Origin of the sequence: Exiguobacterium sp. s123 (genome assembly GCF_018617075.1) — a bacterium.
GTDB lineage: Bacteria > Bacillota > Bacilli > Exiguobacteriales > Exiguobacteriaceae > Exiguobacterium > Exiguobacterium profundum.
In genome coordinates this window covers 299,187-316,660 of sequence record NZ_JACSJL010000002.1, presented here as the reverse complement: position 1 = coordinate 316,660, position 17,474 = coordinate 299,187, and the positions used below count along the sequence as shown (strand labels likewise).

Here is a 17,474-nt window from a genome sequence, read left to right as displayed (position 1 = left end):
GATGCCGCTGTTTCCATTGTTTGCGGTACTCATTGTAACTGGTCTGACAGAAGGATTCTATTTGGTCTCTGTGGTCGCTAGTGTCTTTTATCTGGTCACACGACGTGGGCAAGGCCTGTATGCGAAAGCCGGAGTGATTGGACTCATCTGTATCGCATCGTTCCATACGACCCCTACAGAATCGTTACCGTCAGACACGATTGCCTTCTCAATCGAAAGTCGAAAAGAGAATGGGAAATCGGTAAGACTATACGGGAACGTAGACGATCTTCAGGGCGTCTTACGAGGACGCGAACTAAATCGCGGACGACCAGGAGAGACGTGCCTCGTGCAAATCGAAGTAGAGGCGTTTCAACCGTTACGAAACACCGGGGGATTTGATGAACGGGCTTGGGCACGGAGTTCAAACGTATCCTTTAAAGGGAAGGTGAAGCGAATCGACACGTGTCGTCCGACGGCAGGGTGGGACGGTCGGATGCTACGTTGGAAAGAGCGAAAACTTCAGCAAATTGAGCAGCGTCATCGTGCGGATGTCGCATTATATATGGAGGCATTATTGTTCGGAGAGAGTCGAATGCTAGATGAACAGACCTCATTTTCTTATCGTGTTACGGGCCTTCTTCATCTTCTTGTGATTTCCGGTTCACATATTGCTATGTTGATCGTGGCCATGCGCATATTGATGCAGCCGATCCCTATTCGACGTGAAACGAAGACGGTACTGATGATCTTTAGTATTACGATGTTCGGATGGATGACTGGTTTTTCCCCACCTGTCGCAAGAGCTGTCGTCGTCGCAGATGCGATCCTCTTTCTCTCTCTTTTCGGTGTGACGATTCGAGACCCGATTCGGCTCTTGAGTTGGTGTGCGGCGGGCATGTTGGCCGTTCAACCGTTCCTTGTCACAAATCTGGGTTTCCAATTGACGGTCGGGATGACCTTCTTTTTGTTAGTCACGAGACAAATCTGGACAGGGCTAATCGAGTTGTCCGTTTTCGCACAGCTGTTTGGGCTGATTGTACTATGGCAAGTACAACCGGTTCTATCCGTCGCGGCACCGATATGGAATCTCGTGATGGCCATCTGTATCTCGTGGATCATCATGCCACTCGCATTTGTCACATGGATGATTCCTTCAATTGCCCCGTTGTTCATGGTTGTCTTGGACGCGATTCATGGAATGTTCACTCTCCATGATGATTTACGACCTTGGCTTCCGTTGCACGATCTGGCGTTGCCGTCGCAAATCGCATTGTGTCTAGGGTTATGGGGAAGCTTGACGCTGATAAATCGGAATCGATGGATTGGATGGGGGGCGGCCATCATGACATGTGGGTTGATTGCGGGATGGTCAGAATGGTCGGAATCCTCACGGGTGACCTTTTTGGATGTCGGGCAAGGTGATGCAATCGTCGTAGAATCGGGAAGAACGATTGGTGTCATTGATGTAGGAGGCGTATTTCAAGATCCAAACGAGCAAAAGCGAAGCACATTTGACCCGGGGGAAGATGTATTGGCCCCTTATTTATGGAAACGTGGGGAGCGTTCGCTTGATTTTGTCCTGTTGACCCATGCGGATCATGACCACATCGGGGGATTAGAGGGATTATTGAAGGTAGTGACGGTGGAAGAGCTTTGGATATCAAAAGAAGTGGCGAATGCTGAAAAACGAGAAGAACTGCTACACTTAGCAGCGGCCTATGATGTATCGGTCCATTATCTCGAGGCAGACGATCGGCCGACGCCATGGATGTGGATTGTGGCACCGAATCGCCCACACGAAGATGAAAATGGTCATTCGATCAGCCTGTACATGAACGTAGGTGGCATGCGGTATCTATTGACAGGAGATTTGCCGATAGAAGGAGAAGCCGAGTTACCGACGCTTGACGTCGACGTATTTAAACTAGGACATCACGGATCCAATACGTCGTCGGGGGAAGAACTGCTTGAGCGAATCGATCCAGAATGGGTCATTGCGAGTGTCGGTTCGAACAATCGGTATGGACATCCGCACGAGGAGACGTTACGACGGGTTGTGGGGAAACGTCTATTACGAACCGATTTGAACGGGATGATTGTCTGTGAAGAGAACATGTGTCGGGGGATCATCGAGTAGCACGGCATAAAATGTGATACACTAAAAAACGATTGCTCCCCCGGGGCAATCGTTTGAACACTTATAGACTTAAGAACTTGATGATGACACCGATGAAGAAAATCGTGAAGAAAAAGCCAAATGGGACGATGAAGCCGATCGCAGAGTCGATGGCGTCATTACGTTTGCATTGAACGTCATTTTCAAACGGGTTTTCACTCGGTGGGCGTACTGAGTTGATTTGCATATTAGGTCCCTCCTTATCATACTTCCTTTATAAGTATAGCGAATCATGGGAAGATAATCTATGTTTAGATGAGAATAAATTGTGAAAGTGGTGTGTGTTTTGAATGAACCGTGGTTACATAATGGAAAACTGGCGAGCGTCTATGTTCTCCATGGCACCGAAAAATATTTGTTAGAGACGTGGGAACGTGAAATCGTGAAAGCGGCCAATCCATCCGGTGATCAATTTGATGTCATGCAACTAGATCTTCAAGAGACGTCACTCGATACGGCGCTTGATGAAGCGGAGACAGTCCCTTTCTTTAGTGAGTATCGCACGGTTATCGTGAAAAATGCCCAGTTCTTAACGGGTGCGAAAGAGAAGCAAAAGCACAATGTTGACCGTCTGGCGGAATATGTCGTGCAACCGGCGACCTACTCGGTTCTTGTCTTGATTGTCGAGTCAGAAAAACTCGATGAGCGGAAGAAAATCGTGAAGCGTCTGAAAGAGCGTGCCATCGTCCTCGAAGCGAAAAAGCCGAGCCAAAACGAACTGATGCGATACGTGAACGATGCATTGAGTCGTGAACAACAAAAGATGGAGCGCTCTACGATGGAGCGTCTTTTATTCCTATGTCAGGATGATTGGGGAAAGTTGGTTCGCGAACTAGAGAAGCTACAGTTGTACGCGGGAACGGGTGCGACGATTCCGATTGAGATTGTGAATGATTTAGTTCCACGTACATTAGAAGATAACGTCTTTCAGCTCTCGGAGCTTCTCGTCAAGCGACAAGCTGATGCAGCGCTTCGATTGGTTCGGGATTTAGAAAAACAAGGGCAAGAACTGATTGGGCTACTCGGGTTGCTTGCTCGGCAATATCGGAACATGTACCTGTCGAAACAGTTGACAGAGGCAGGCTATGGAGAGAAGCAAATCGCATCGAAAATCGGGGCCCACCCGTATACAATCAAATTGGCGACACAAGCGAGTCGCGGCTTTTCAGAGGCTCAGCTCGCACGTGCGTTGACATTGATTGCAGACGCGGACGAGGCCATGAAAACAGGACGAGGTGACAAACAGATCGTTTTCGATACGCTCGTTTGTCAACTGGCCTTATTGTGAGGTGAGGGAATGGGATTCAAACAAGTGACGCTTCAAGACGTGATCCCACTCCGTCATGTTGTGCTCAGACCAGGAAAAGACGTTGAGACATGCTATTTTGAAGGGGATGAGGTGCCGACGACGCGACACTTCGCTTGGGTTGAAGGCGATCGAGTGCTATCGGTCGCTACAGTCATGCTGTCCCCGAAACAAATCGAGGGTGTGAAGATTCCGCTCCAACTCCGTGGCATGGCGACGGATCCTCATGTTTCGGGACAAGGAATCGGCTCTCGATTTTTACAGGCACTCCATGATGAACTGAGGAGTTCATGGTGGTGTAATGCGAGAGAAGTGGCTGTCCGTTTCTATGAACGAAATGGACTTACACGAATCGGGGAGCCGTTCGACATCCCTGGGATTGGCCCACACTACGTCATGGTATACAAAAAAACAGCCGGCTCCGAATAGGAGGCGGCTGTTTCGTGTGATCTCTAATTAGAGAGCAGCGATACGAGCTGCGAGGCGTGATTTATCACGACCTGCTTTGTTTTTGTGGATAAGACCTTTTGATGCAGCCTTGTCGAGCTTCTTCGTAGCGAGAACGAAAGCTTCTTGAGCAGCTTCTTTGTTTCCTTCGAGTACGAGAGCATCAACACGTTTTACTGCTGTACGCATTGCCGCTTTCTCTTGTGAGTTCGCAACACGACGTTTTTCAGAAGTTTTTGCACGTTTGATTGCTGATTTGATGTTTGCCATTGTTTGTCACCTCCTGAAACAAGAAAGTGTATGTTCTTATTACTTCAAGTAATCATTCAACAGAACAAGCACAATTGTAGCAAACGGTTATATGAAAAGCAACCACTTGATGATTATTCTGAAAACTATCTGTGGTATTGTTGTAGTAGGTCGTACACATTACTTTAGGATTTTGATATAATGACACGGTATGCATGAGAAGGATAGGTGAACCCATATATGAACAAACAAGAATTAGAGAATCGTCAGAAGAAGATTCGTAACTTTTCCATCATCGCGCACATCGATCATGGAAAGTCGACGCTCGCTGACCGGATTCTTGAGAAGACTGGTGCACTCACGGCTCGTGAGATGAAAGAGCAGACGCTTGACGCGATGGACTTGGAGCGTGAGCGTGGAATTACAATCAAATTGAACGCCGTCAAATTGAACTATACGGCGAAAGACGGAGAAGAGTATATTCTTCACTTGATCGACACGCCAGGACACGTCGACTTCACATATGAAGTGTCACGTTCGCTTGCGGCATGTGAAGGTGCGATTCTCGTCGTCGACGCAGCGCAAGGAATTGAAGCTCAAACCCTTGCGAACGTTTATTTAGCACTCGATAACGATCTTGAAATCATCCCGGTTATCAATAAAATCGACTTGCCGTCAGCGGATGTCGAGCGGGTCCGTCAAGAGATTGAAGACGTCATCGGACTCGATGCGAGTGACGCGGTCCCGACTTCTGCAAAAGCGGGAATCGGGATTGAAGAGATTCTCGAACAAATCGTGGAACTTGTCCCTCCGCCGACAGGGGACCCGTCTGAACCATTGCAAGCACTGATTTTTGACTCATACTATGACGCTTACCGCGGTGTCGTCGCATCGATTCGTATCGTGAACGGTTCAGTCAAAGTAGGAGACAAGGTTCAAATGATGGCGACCGGCAAGACGTTCGAAGTGACGGACCTCGGTGTCTCGACGCCAAAACCGATTTCTGTTAAAGAATTGAACGTCGGAGACGTTGGTACGCTTTCTGCATCCATTAAAACAGTCGGAGATGTTCGCGTCGGGGATACGATCACACTTGCTAAAAACCCGGCAACGAGTCAGCTACCTGGTTATCGCAAGATGAACCCGATGGTGTACTGTGGTTTGTATCCGATTGATGCGGCTAAGTACAATGATCTTCGTGAGGCACTTGAAAAGCTCCAGCTCTCGGATGCCGCGCTCGAGTTTGAACCAGAGACATCGCAAGCGCTCGGTTTTGGTTTCCGTTGTGGATTCCTCGGCATGCTTCATATGGAAATCATTCAAGAGCGGATTGAACGTGAGTTTAACATCGACTTGATTACGACGGCACCATCGGTAATTTATCACGTGACGACGACTTCAGGCGAAGTGATTCACGTCGATAACCCATCGAAGATGCCAGAGCAACAAAAGGTCGATTCAATCGAAGAGCCATACGTCAAGGCGGCTGTCATGACACCAAACGACTACGTGGGTGCCATCATGGAACTTTGCCAGAAGAAACGCGGAACGTTCATCGATATGCAATATATCGATACGACTCGCGTCAAAATCACGTATGAGATTCCGCTCAGTGAAATCGTCTATGATTTCTTCGATCAGTTGAAATCGAGTACGAAAGGCTATGCGTCTCTCGACTATGAATTGATCGGCTACCGTCAATCGCGCCTCGTGAAGATGGATATCTTGCTCAATAACGAAGTCGTCGATGCCCTCAGCTTCATCGTTCACCGTGACTTCGCGTACGAGCGTGGGAAGGTCATTGTTGAGAAGCTTAAGGCACTCATTCCACGGATGCAGTTCGAAGTTCCAGTCCAAGCGGCTGTCGGAACCAAAATCGTCGCACGTTCTACGATTAAAGCACTTCGTAAAAACGTTTTGGCTAAATGTTACGGAGGAGATATCTCACGTAAACGAAAACTCCTCGAGAAACAAAAAGAAGGTAAGAAGCGCATGAAGATGGTCGGGTCCGTCGAAGTCCCGCAAGAAGCGTTTATGTCTGTCCTCTCCATGGACGAAGAATAATGAGATTAAATCGCCCTGATTTTCGAATCAGGGCGATTTTGTATTTTAGGCAGGAAATGCCACTTCCTATAAGGAAGAGTACACCCTTAGACAGACTATAGAGGAGGAAACACCGTGTCGACGTATACATACTCTGCGGGTCCCGGCATGCTACCGACGGAAGTGATGCAAGAGATTCAACAACATCTTCTGACGTTTGAATATGAAGGCGTTTCGATTATCGAAACGAGTCATCGCTCCGCGTCTTTCCAACGTGTGGTCGACTCTCTTGAATGGAGACTGAGAAGACTCATGCATATCCCTGAGAATTATGCCGTACTTTGGCTACAGGGCGGGGCGACGTTACAATTTTCCATGATTCCGATGAATTTACGGAAACAGAATCGATTCGTTTATGTGGATACAGGCATCTGGTCTAAAAAAGCGATGGAAGATGCGAAATACTTTGGAGAGGTCGATGTCATTCATCCGTTGGTAGATGCGACGGGAGGGATGTCTTTTGAATCGAGCCTTGTCCAAGAGGTGGACTATCTCCATGTGACACTGAACAACACGATTGAAGGGACTCGATTTACACATATCCCTGAAGTCGATATTCCGTTGATTGCAGATGCTTCTTCGAATATTCTAGCCGAGCAGATCGATGTGGAGCGCTTCGGGGTGATTTATGCCGGAGCCCAGAAGAATATCGGACCTGCAGGACTGACGGTCGTCATCATCCGTCGAGATTTGATTCAGTCGCTTCAGTTGCCGAGTTATCTTCAATATGCATCACATGTCGATACGTTATTCAATACACCGTCGACGTTTAGTGTGTATGTAGCCGAGCGTGTATTGAAGTGGGTAGAAGACTGCGGAGGCGTCGAAGCGATGGAACGATTGAATCGTCAAAAAAGTGACAGGATCTATTCCTATCTTGAAGAGTCGACCTGTTTTTCTCCAATTATAACGGGGGAACGTCGTTCATTGACGAACATCCCATTTACAACGGGAAATCAAGAGCTGGATCTGCGCTTTGAGCGATACGCGTTAGAACGTGGCTTGCTCGAACTCGGTGGCCATCGTTCGGTAGGGGGCTTACGTGCAAGTCTATATAATGCGATGCCGCTAGAAGGGGCAGAACGCCTCGTCGACGTCATGAGAGCATTCGAGGAGGAGACCCATGTATCACATCAAAACATTTAATCAAATCGCTGCCGCTGGTCTGAAACGATTCGAGCCAAGCGAGTACGTCATCAATGCATCGGATCAAGCCGATGCTTGGGTACTGAGAAGTCATCAAGTCCATGAAGAGGACATCCCTCCCTATCTTCTCGCCATCGCTAGAGCTGGGGCCGGTGTCAACAACCTTCCGCTCGATCAACTTGCGAAACGAGGAATCGTCGCGTTTCATACACCTGGCGCGAATGCGAATGCGGTGAAAGAGCTCGTCCTTGCAAGCATGATCCTCTCAGTACGATTTATTGTGAAAGGTTTCAATTGGGTGAATGAACAGACTACCGCATCGCAATCTCAATTAGAAGAAGCGATGGAATTGCAAAAACGACAATTCCTCGGAGCGGAGTTGCGAGGTAAAAAAGTGGGGATTATCGGTCTGGGAGCCATCGGTGCGTCGCTAGCCAACGATCTTCTCCAACTCGGGGTCGATGTCATCGGATACGACCCTCATCTCTCGGTTGATGCCGCTTGGAATATTTCGAAACATGTCACGCGTGCCAAACACTTAAGTGAAGTACTGGGCAACGTTGATTTACTGTCGATCCATATGCCTTTGACTGAGGAGACTCGATTCAGCATCGACCGGAGTTGGTTTGAGCGAATGAAACCGGGGATGACTGTTTTGAACTTTGCGCGAGGAGAGCTCGTGAAAGATGATGACTTATTGAAGGCATTCCATCATCATGTAGGACTGTATGTGACCGACTTCCCCCGTCACACGCTGATCGGTCATCCGCAAGTCATGGCATTGCCTCACCTCGGTGCATCGACTAAAGAGTCGGAAGTCAACTGTGCCATTCAAGCCGTGGAGACGCTGAAATTGTATCTCGAGACAGGGAATATTCGTTCGTCCGCTAATTTTCCGAACGTCGAGCTTCCATACACGGGTAAACGCCGTCTTGGGATTTTGCATCGAAACGTCCCGAACATGGTCGGTCAAATCACGGGAGAACTTGCCTCACATGGATTGAATATCGATAACATGGTTAATCGTAGCCGCGGGGAGATGGCGTATACGTTGATTGATTTAGACAACAGCGAGCATGAACCGTTATCGATTCATGCGCTGTATGAAATACAGGGCGTCATTCGCGTCCGGGAATTTTAAGGAGGATCCTTATGGTAGTATTTAAACCGTTCAGCCCTTATATGCCAACGCATCCGGAACGTGTCGCCGCTGACCCGTATGATGTCGTATCGATTGAAGAAGCGCAAGCCGTCATTTCAGAAAATCCCGATTCCTTTTTAGCAGTGGATAAGCCAGAAGCGCTTCAATCTGACCTTTCCCTTGAGAAGTGGGGGGAGCTGGCGCGTCATGAGCTAGAACGTCTCTATGAAAAGGAATTGACGGAACGTCCGAACGGATTTTACGTCTATCGATTGACATCGGGACAACGTCAGCAAACGGGTCTAGTCGCCACCTTTTCAGTCGCGGATTATGAAGCCGGTCGCATCAAGATTCACGAACATACACGGGAAACGAAGGAGCGGGAACGTGTCGAGCATGTCCGGGCGACGCGAGCGCACACCGGTCCGATTCTACTCAGTCATCCTCCACATGCAAACTTGAAACAAATCTTACATAAAGCGACTGACGGAGACCCGTTATTCTCGTTCACGGATGAACGAGGCGTCATGCATGAAGGATTCATGATTCCAAACCGTGAACTCGCTCGTGTCATGATGATTGGCGCGACCATCCCGTCGATCTACATTGCAGATGGACATCATCGTGCGAAAGCGGCAGCGGTCGTTTCCGGGATGAGTGGGGATCGTTCTCAAAAGAATGGACGTTCACACTTCTTAGGTGTCCTCTTCCCGAGTGACGAGTTGACAATCTTGCCGTATCATCGCGTGCTGACAGCGATAAGTCCTGAAGAGGTAGAGAATATGTTAGACGGACTCTCGTTTTCATACATAATCAAGGAGGAGGATCGTCTTGTCCTGCCGAATGAACATGGCGTCTTCGGAGTCGCCTATCGAGGGAAGTATTATAAGTTGACGAAACGGCAAGAAGACCCGGCGCTCGACGTTGCCATCTTACAGCGAGATATTCTGACGCCATACTTCAACGTTGAAGATATCCGTACGGATGCGAGAGTCGATTTTGTCGGTGGAAACAAGACGGTCGTTGAATTAGAGAAGCTGACTCAAGTGCCGGACCGATTGCTTTTCACGTGCCATGAGACAACGATGTCACAACTGATGCGCGTGGCGGATGATGGTGGCCAGATGCCTCCAAAATCAACCTGGTTCGAGCCGAAATTGAAGAGTGGTTTATTCATTCATCGATTCGATTGATGGCGCAGGCTGGAAAGAACAGACGAAAAGCGTTATAAATGGAATGAGAAGAAAGGGGTGGCCGAAATTGGCTAAAGCCGTATATCTTCACATTCCATTTTGTGAACATATTTGTTATTACTGTGATTTCAACAAGGTGTTTTTAAAAAATCAGCCTGTTGATGATTATTTAGATGCATTAGAACGAGAGATGGTATTGACGCTCGAGGCGTTTCCGACAGAGCGGATTGATACCATCTTTATCGGAGGCGGGACACCGACCGCGCTCAATGAGGAGCAGATGGCGCGCCTGATGGACATGGTCCGCCAACACATTCTGCCACTCGCGTCAGACGACTTAGAGTATTCTGTCGAAGCGAACCCGAACTTTGTGAGTGCGGAAAAACTCGACACGATGAAAGCAGGTGGCGTCAACCGACTCAGTTTCGGTGTCCAGACGTTTGATGATGGTGGACTCGAGCGCATCGGGCGGACACATCGGGCGGATGATGTGTTCGAGACGGTAAGCGAAGCGGCAAAGCGCTTTGACAATATCTCGATTGACCTGATGTTCGGTCTTCCGGAACAAACCGTTGAACAAATTGACCGTGATTTAGCGCTAGCGCTCCAATTACCGATTCAACATGTATCCTCTTATTCGTTGATCCTCGAGCCGCATACCGTCTTTGCGATTCAAGATCGAAAAGGGAAGCTCCGTTTACCGGGGGAAGATGTCGAAGTCGAAATGTACTTGAAAGTGATGGAGACGCTTGAACGCCATGGTCTCAAACAATATGAAATCTCCAACTATGGCTTGCCTGGTCGAGAGAGTCGTCACAATCAAGTGTACTGGCGCAATGAAGAGTATTATGGATTCGGAGCCGGAGCGCATAGTTATTTGAATGGGACACGTCGCGCCAATATCGCTCCAATTCCTCACTATATTAAAGCAGAAGGCATCCCTGTGAAACGGGTGACCGAACTAGAAGAAGTGGAAAAGATGGAAGAAGAGTTATTCCTCGGCCTGCGTATGCGTTCCGGGGTCTCGCTTCAGACGTTTGAACAAAAGTACGGAGTGTCGCTCGATGATGTGTTCGGTCACGTCATCGAAGAGTTGGTGAAGAAGTCACTGATTGAACGGACGGACACACATATCCGTCTAACGGCATCCGGTTTGCCACTCGCCAATGAAGCCTTTGCAGCCTTTATTGGAGAAGCAAAACTTGAACATGCTGATTCATAAAAAAATGGACAAGTCCCTCGTGAGGATTTGTCCATTTTCTTATATTACAAGACGAGATCACGATAGAGCGGTGTAAGCCGACCGAACGTGTCTTCGACCAACGCGAGAAATGCGTCTTCATTTTGAAGAATCGACGCATCGGCAGGAAGTTGACGGCCGATCAAGAAATCAGCCTTTTTCACAGTGCCGAATCGCTCAAGTAGCGATTGAATGTCTTCAGTTGACGTATCTTCAACAAGTAACGCTTCTTTTTTCATATGGTCGCCCGCGATATGGAAATCAGGGAATGTTGATTTCAAATCGATTTGTTGCAGGTGTTTCGCGATGGCGTCCTTGTTCGGCATCTCATAGATGAACGCTAGCCAGATGAAGACACGATCGTCGAAAAGCCCAACTTGTAAGTGCGGATGTTTTTTGTACCCACGTTTGTCGTGACAAATCGCCATCCACGTATCTTTTGGTGGGTTCACCGTCCGACGAGCGTGCTTCGCCACATGCAAATAAAGAGGAATACCGACATCAGCTTCAAGCTCTGGCCCGACCTCGTCATAAATCCGATGGAAGAGCGGTTGAATATCCGAACGGATGCCAGACATTCGTTCGTCGAGTCCATCCTGTTTAAATACATTAAATTGTTTTGTTGTAAACATTTAATCACCTCATCATCTATTCTACCGAAATGGGCTTTTATTTTCATTTCGTAGGTTTGCTATCGTGAAAAAAGGTGAAAAAATCCGAGTGTATGAATTGACAAATAGTGAGAACATGATAATATTTGAAGTGTGATTAGCACTCGTTAAATATGAGTGCTAATAAAGCGGGGTAACCTTTTCAGAGAGGAGTGATGTTGTGCTGACAGATCGACAATTGCTCATTCTTCGAGCCATCATTGACGATTACATCCAGACGGCTCAGCCGGTCGGTTCTCGGACATTGTCGAAACGAGACGATTTGACGTTTAGTTCAGCAACGATTCGGAATGATATGGCCGATTTGGAAGACATGGGGCTGATTGAAAAACCACATACTTCTGCAGGTCGCATCCCGTCAGAGGTCGGCTATCGATATTACGTGGACCACCTCGTCGAGAAGCAGATCATCGACGAACGGGAGACAGGTCGACTAGAAGAACGTTTGAAACAATCTTCAAAAGAGTCTGAGATCCTGATTCGACAAGCTGCAGATCTCCTTTCTGATTTGACCAATTATACGACGGTCGCCCTCGGTCCAAACAGCCAAATGGAAACGTTGGCCCGTGTGGACTTTATGCCATTAGACGAGCGGCGTGGTGTCGTTCTCATCGTCACGGATCAAGGTCACGTCGAGCATCGTACCGTCATGTTTGAATCGCGTGTCGCTCCTGACGTCATCGAGGAAACGATTCGACTGTTGAACGACCGCCTTGTCGGAACGCCAATCGGACAATTGAAAATCCGGATTGGGGAGGAAGTTGCCAAATTGCAACTCGCTCAGCGACAGCAGTACGAGAACATGATGCAACTGATTCAATCGACGCTCGGAATCCAAACGCCGTCTTCGCTTTATCTCGGGGGCAAGAAGAAGATCTTCAATCAACCCGAGTTTCAGACGCTCGACACGTTACGCCCATTCCTAGAATGGATTGATGAGCAAGAACGATTGACGCACTGGCTCGAATCGTTGCCAAATCGTGAAATTTATGTGAGCATTGGGAGCGAGAACGGAATTGTCGCCCTTCAAAATTGTAGTGTCATCACCTCGGATTATACACTAGACGGAAAAACATTCGGTACAATCGCTATGATTGGTCCAACGCGTATGAATTACCGTCATGGTGTCCAAATGATGGGACAAATTATCGAAGCGTTGCGACGAACGAAACTAGATGAGTGACGGAAAGGAGTTTTATTATGACAGCAGATCACCAAAACGGGCACGAGCAAGATGACGTGCTTGAAGAAAAATCTGTAGACTCGGCACAAACAGAAGAGAATGAGTCAACTGAATCAAATGAAGATGAGGTTTTAAATGCTGAGATTGTGGAAGAAAGTTCTGAGGGGACGGACTTACAAAAAGAAATCGAAGCGTTGAAAGCGAGCGAGCTCCGCATTCGTGCCGACTTTGACAACTTCCGTCGTCGGACGAACGAAGAGAATGCCAAACGCGTCAAGTTTGCTTCACAGTCTGTCATTGAAAAATTGATTCCGCTCATTGACAACTTTGAGCGTGCACTTCAAGTAAACGCAACTTCAGAAGATGCGAAGCAGATTCAATCGGGAGTAGACATGATTCATCGTCAACTACTTGACGTATTAAATGCTGAGCAAGTCGAAGTGATTGAAGCAGTCGGACAGCCGTTCGACCCGAATTTCCATCAAGCAGTCATGCAAGAACCGAGCGATGAGTTCGAGTCAGGTATCGTGACGATGGAGCTTCAAAAAGGATATACGATGCATGGTCGAGTCATTCGCCCGAGCATGGTAAAAGTCGCAGAATAACACTACTTAACGAGACGGAGGAATAAACGATGGGTAAAATTATCGGTATTGACTTAGGGACTACAAACTCATGTGTGGCAGTAATGGAAGGTGGCGAAGCCGTCGTCATCTCAAACGCAGAAGGTAACCGTACGACTCCTTCGGTTGTCGCATTCAAAGGAGAAGAGCGTCAAGTCGGTGAGGTCGCAAAACGTCAGGCTATCACGAACCCGAATACGATCCAATCCATCAAACGTCACATGGGAACATCACATACAGTTGACGTAGACGGTAAGAAATTCACACCACAAGAAATCTCGGCAATCATTTTGCAGAAGTTGAAGAAAGATGCTGAAGACTACCTCGGTGAATCAGTCACGGAAGCCGTCATCACAGTTCCTGCATACTTCAACGACGCGGAGCGTCAAGCGACAAAAGATGCTGGTAAGATTGCTGGTCTTGATGTCAAACGGATCATCAACGAGCCAACAGCTGCGGCACTCGCTTACGGTTTAGATAAAGGTGAAGACCACACGATTTTGATCTATGACCTCGGTGGCGGTACGTTCGACGTTTCGATTCTTGAACTTGGTGACGGTGTATTCGAAGTTGTCGCTACAGCTGGTGACAACCGTCTCGGTGGAGATGACTTCGACCAAAAAGTCATCGACTACCTCGTTGCAGAATTCAAAAAAGAGAACGGCATCGACCTCGGCAAAGACAAGATGGCACTTCAACGTTTGAAAGATGCTGCCGAAAAAGCGAAGAAAGACCTTTCAGGTGTCACAAGCGCACATATCAGCCTTCCGTTCATCACAGCAGGTGAAGCAGGTCCGCTCCACTTGGAGATGACACTCACACGTGCGAAATTTGAAGAATTGACGGCTGACCTTGTCGAACGCACAATGGAACCGACGCGCCGTGCCTTGAAAGACGCAGGACTCACACCATCTGACCTCGACAAGATCATTCTCGTCGGTGGTTCGACACGTATCCCTGCTGTTCAAAAAGCAATCCACGACTTCACGAAGAAAGAGCCATTCAAAGGGGTTAACCCGGATGAAGTTGTTGCACTTGGTGCAGCAATTCAAGGTGGAGTTCTTGCCGGAGACGTGAAAGACGTCGTTCTTCTCGACGTGACTCCACTCTCACTCGGTATCGAGACAATGGGTGGCGTGATGACGAAACTCATCGATCGCAACACGACAATCCCAACATCGAAATCACAAGTGTTCTCGACTGCAGCCGATAACCAGCCTGCTGTTGACATCCACGTTCTTCAAGGGGAACGTCCGATGGCACCAGACAACAAGACACTTGGTCGCTTCCAATTGACGGATATTCCACCAGCACCACGTGGTGTACCACAAATCGAAGTTAAATTCGATATCGATGCAAACGGAATCGTTCACGTATCGGCAAAAGATCTCGGTACGAACAAAGAACAATCGATCACAATCCAATCTTCTTCAGGTATCGATGAGGCGGAAATCGAGCGCATGGTGAAAGAAGCCGAAGCGAACGCAGAAGCAGATAACAAACGTAAAGAAGAAGCAGAACTTCGCAACGAAACAGACCAACTCGTCTTCGCGACAGACAAGGCGATCAAAGACCTTGGTGAGCAAGTAGAAGAGGCGGACAAAGAAAAAGCAGAAGCTGCGAAAGAAAAAGCGAAAACTGCTCTCGAAGGTTCAGACCTTGAGGCGATCCGTACAGCCAAAGACGAATTGTCAGCTGTCGTTCAAGAGTTGACGCAAAAAGTATATGCTAGAATGGCTGAACAGCAAGGTGCTGAAGGCGCAGAACCACAAGCGGAAGCGAAACAAGACGATAATGTCGTGGACGCAGAGTTTGAGGATCTCGACGACCGTAAATAAACAGCCGTTGTAAAGGAGAGCGCCAAAGCAGGTTTCTGCTTTGGCTCTTTCCATGTTAAGGTAGAATCGGTAAAATCGATACGTAGTTTGTGAGGATAGGAGCGAGAATAGTGGCGAAACGAGATTATTATGAAGTGCTCGGGCTCGACAAGTCGGCCTCGGCACAAGACATCAAGCGGGCATACCGAAAGTTAGCCCGTCAATATCACCCGGACATCAACCAAGAAGCAGATGCTGCCGACAAGTTCAAAGAGATTGGTGAAGCGTATGAAGTACTCTCAGACGAACAGAAACGGGCCCAGTATGACCGATTCGGTTTCGAAGGGGCCAATCAGTTTGGAGGAGGCGGTGACTTCCAAGGCGGCTTCGGAGATATCTTCGACATGTTCTTCGGAGGCGGTGGACGCCGTCAAGATCCGAACGCACCACGTCGCGGTGAAGATTACCAGTACATCGTCGATCTTGACTTCATGGAAAGTGTCACAGGTAAAACGGAGACGATTGAACTCGAAATCGAAGTGGAATGTGACACGTGTATGGGAAGTGGCGCAAAACCGGGCACGAAACCGGAAACGTGTAATCGATGTGGCGGTAGCGGCGTCGAGACGGTCGAACAGAACACGATTCTCGGTCGTATGGTCAACCAACGTCCATGTAGCCAGTGTCACGGAAGTGGTAAGACGATTAAAGAAAAATGTCCGACGTGCCATGGCTCAGGTCATGTGAAGAAGAAACAAACCGTCGAGGTCAAAATCCCAGCCGGTATCGATAACGGTCAACAGATCCGTCTCTCAGGTAAAGGTGGTCCAGGCGTGAACGGTGGACCAGCAGGGGACTTGTACGTCGTCGTTCGTATCCGAGCACATGAGATCTTTGAACGTGTCGACCAACACATCGCAATGGATATGCCGATCACATTCGCTCAGGCTGCTCTCGGTGCGGAAATCGAAGTACCGACAGTTCACGGGAATGTGAGCTTGAAAGTGCCTGCAGGGACACAAACCGGTTCAAAATTCCGTTTACGCGGTAAAGGAATGCCGAGCGTTCGTGGTGGCGCAAATGGTGACCAGTATGTCAGTGTCATCGTGATGACGCCGAAGAACATGACAGACCGTCAAAAAGAGTTGCTTCGTGAATTTGAAGAAATTAGCGGAGAGTCCGGTGTCGAAGAGGAACATGGAATGTTCCAAAAAATGAAAAAGTTCTTTAGTCACTAAAAGGAGTGTGTACGAACGATGAAATGGTCTGAAATTTGTGTCCACACGACACAACTTGCGGTAGAAGCGGTATCCAATTTACTACACGAAGTAGGGGCACAAGGTGTCGTCATCGAGGACGTGGAAGATTTCGACAGAATGATGGCGGAGGACCATTTCGGGGAGATTTGGGACGTTTCGGATCGTGAGACGTATCCAACTTCTGGCGTACACGTCAAAGCGTATGTCCCGGCCTCGGGAGATTTTCAAGATTTACTTTCAAATCTGAAAAAAGAAATCGAACGACTACGCACGATGCTCGATATCGGGTCAGGAGACGTCACGGTCGCTGAAATCGATGAAGAGGACTGGGCACACTCTTGGAAGCAGTATTATAAGCCGGTGAAAATTTCGCAACAGCTTACCATTGTTCCTTTATGGGAAGAGTACACACCGCAGCCGGAAGAGAATGTGATTTTGCTTGACCCGGGTATGGCGTTCGGCACAGGAACGCATCCGACGACAATGCTATGCATTCAAGCGATTGAGAACTACATTCAGGAAGGTGACCGTGTCATTGATGTCGGTACAGGATCGGGTGTATTGTCGATTGCAGCAGCAAAACTTGGTGCAACGAAGGTAAAGGCATTAGACTTAGACTCGGTCGCAGTCGAAGCTGCTCGTCAAAACGTTGAGACGAACGGAGTGGGCGAACGCGTTCAAGTGGACACAGGTGATCTTCTGAAAGGTGTGGAAGGTGAGTACGATTTAGTCGTAGCGAACATTCTTGCTGACGTCATTCTCCTGTTCATCGAAGACGCCTATGCACGCACGAAGTCAGGTGGACGCTTCATCACCTCTGGAATTATCGGAGAGAAGCGGGCTGAAGTGACGAATGCTTTGGTCACTGCTGGATTTGAGATTGAAGAGACGCGCGTGATGGAAGATTGGGTCGCGATTATCGCCAAGAAGGGGTAAGT

The 17,474-nt window shown here is 48.3% G+C and carries 16 protein-coding genes; 13 read left to right on the top strand and 3 right to left on the bottom strand.

What is annotated here, in order from left to right; translation table 11 throughout:
• Position 1: 1 nt before the first annotated feature.
• A complete protein-coding gene (locus tag KNO72_RS05500) occupies positions 2–2,119 on the top strand; it encodes a DNA internalization-related competence protein ComEC/Rec2 (RefSeq protein ID WP_214757459.1) in 2,118 nt (705 codons plus the stop codon).
• Between the two features lie 61 nt (positions 2,120–2,180).
• Here the strand turns inward: KNO72_RS05500 and KNO72_RS05495 are convergent, their stop codons facing one another.
• Positions 2,181–2,345 carry a YqzM family protein gene (locus KNO72_RS05495; protein ID WP_012726678.1) on the bottom strand — a complete coding sequence of 55 codons (165 nt, stop codon included), beginning with the start codon at positions 2,343–2,345 and terminating at the stop codon, positions 2,181–2,183.
• A gap of 81 nt (positions 2,346–2,426) precedes the next feature.
• Between KNO72_RS05495 and holA the strand changes: the two genes are divergently transcribed.
• Together holA and KNO72_RS05485 are read left to right on the top strand one after the other, a co-directional pair.
• Positions 2,427–3,446, top strand: a complete 1,020-nt coding sequence (gene holA, locus KNO72_RS05490) for a DNA polymerase III subunit delta (RefSeq protein ID WP_012726677.1) — start codon at positions 2,427–2,429, stop codon at positions 3,444–3,446.
• Positions 3,447–3,455: 9 nt separating this feature from the next.
• Positions 3,456–3,893, top strand: coding sequence for a GNAT family N-acetyltransferase (locus tag KNO72_RS05485; RefSeq protein WP_078147169.1), 438 nt, complete (start codon positions 3,456–3,458; stop codon positions 3,891–3,893).
• A gap of 27 nt (positions 3,894–3,920) precedes the next feature.
• Here KNO72_RS05485 and rpsT read toward each other — a convergent pair whose 3' ends face one another.
• A complete protein-coding gene (gene rpsT, locus KNO72_RS05480) occupies positions 3,921–4,181 on the bottom strand; it encodes a 30S ribosomal protein S20 (protein WP_012726675.1) in 261 nt (86 codons plus the stop codon).
• A gap of 219 nt (positions 4,182–4,400) precedes the next feature.
• Here rpsT and lepA point away from each other — a divergent pair, with 219 nt between their 5' ends.
• The 5 genes from lepA to hemW all read left to right on the top strand — a co-directional run bounded on the left by lepA (position 4,401) and on the right by hemW (position 10,965).
• Positions 4,401–6,224 (top strand): translation elongation factor 4, encoded by a 1,824-nt coding sequence (gene lepA / locus KNO72_RS05475; protein ID WP_012726674.1) that lies wholly within the window; start codon positions 4,401–4,403, stop codon positions 6,222–6,224.
• Positions 6,225–6,338: 114 nt separating this feature from the next.
• Positions 6,339–7,409, top strand: a complete 1,071-nt coding sequence (gene serC, locus KNO72_RS05470) for a 3-phosphoserine/phosphohydroxythreonine transaminase (RefSeq protein WP_214730476.1) — start codon at positions 6,339–6,341, stop codon at positions 7,407–7,409.
• Positions 7,387–8,550 (top strand): phosphoglycerate dehydrogenase, encoded by a 1,164-nt coding sequence (locus tag KNO72_RS05465; RefSeq protein WP_214730477.1) that lies wholly within the window; start codon positions 7,387–7,389, stop codon positions 8,548–8,550. Before serC ends, KNO72_RS05465 begins: the two co-directional genes overlap by 23 nt.
• A gap of 11 nt (positions 8,551–8,561) precedes the next feature.
• A complete protein-coding gene (locus KNO72_RS05460; protein WP_214730478.1) occupies positions 8,562–9,743 on the top strand; it encodes a DUF1015 domain-containing protein in 1,182 nt (393 codons plus the stop codon).
• A gap of 67 nt (positions 9,744–9,810) precedes the next feature.
• Positions 9,811–10,965, top strand: coding sequence for a radical SAM family heme chaperone HemW (hemW, locus tag KNO72_RS05455; protein WP_078147165.1), 1,155 nt, complete (start codon positions 9,811–9,813; stop codon positions 10,963–10,965).
• Positions 10,966–11,009: 44 nt separating this feature from the next.
• On the opposite strand, the gene KNO72_RS05450 is transcribed toward hemW, so the two are convergent.
• Complete coding sequence (locus KNO72_RS05450) at positions 11,010–11,615, bottom strand: DUF1054 domain-containing protein (RefSeq protein ID WP_012726669.1); 606 nt, start codon at positions 11,613–11,615, stop codon at positions 11,010–11,012.
• 199 nt (positions 11,616–11,814) lie between these two features.
• Here KNO72_RS05450 and hrcA point away from each other — a divergent pair, with 199 nt between their 5' ends.
• The 5 genes from hrcA (at position 11,815) to prmA (ending at position 17,472) form a co-directional block, all read left to right on the top strand.
• On the top strand, positions 11,815–12,837 hold the full coding sequence (hrcA, locus tag KNO72_RS05445) for a heat-inducible transcriptional repressor HrcA (protein WP_074036577.1): 1,023 nt from the start codon (positions 11,815–11,817) through the stop codon (positions 12,835–12,837).
• Positions 12,838–12,854: 17 nt separating this feature from the next.
• A complete protein-coding gene (gene grpE, locus KNO72_RS05440) occupies positions 12,855–13,442 on the top strand; it encodes a nucleotide exchange factor GrpE (RefSeq protein WP_012726667.1) in 588 nt (195 codons plus the stop codon).
• 29 nt (positions 13,443–13,471) lie between these two features.
• Positions 13,472–15,298, top strand: a complete 1,827-nt coding sequence (dnaK, locus tag KNO72_RS05435; protein WP_214730480.1) for a molecular chaperone DnaK — start codon at positions 13,472–13,474, stop codon at positions 15,296–15,298.
• Positions 15,299–15,408: 110 nt separating this feature from the next.
• Positions 15,409–16,515, top strand: coding sequence for a molecular chaperone DnaJ (gene dnaJ, locus KNO72_RS05430; protein WP_214730481.1), 1,107 nt, complete (start codon positions 15,409–15,411; stop codon positions 16,513–16,515).
• 18 nt (positions 16,516–16,533) lie between these two features.
• Positions 16,534–17,472 carry a 50S ribosomal protein L11 methyltransferase gene (prmA, locus tag KNO72_RS05425; RefSeq protein ID WP_214757456.1) on the top strand — a complete coding sequence of 313 codons (939 nt, stop codon included), beginning with the start codon at positions 16,534–16,536 and terminating at the stop codon, positions 17,470–17,472.
• Positions 17,473–17,474 lie beyond the last annotated feature (2 nt).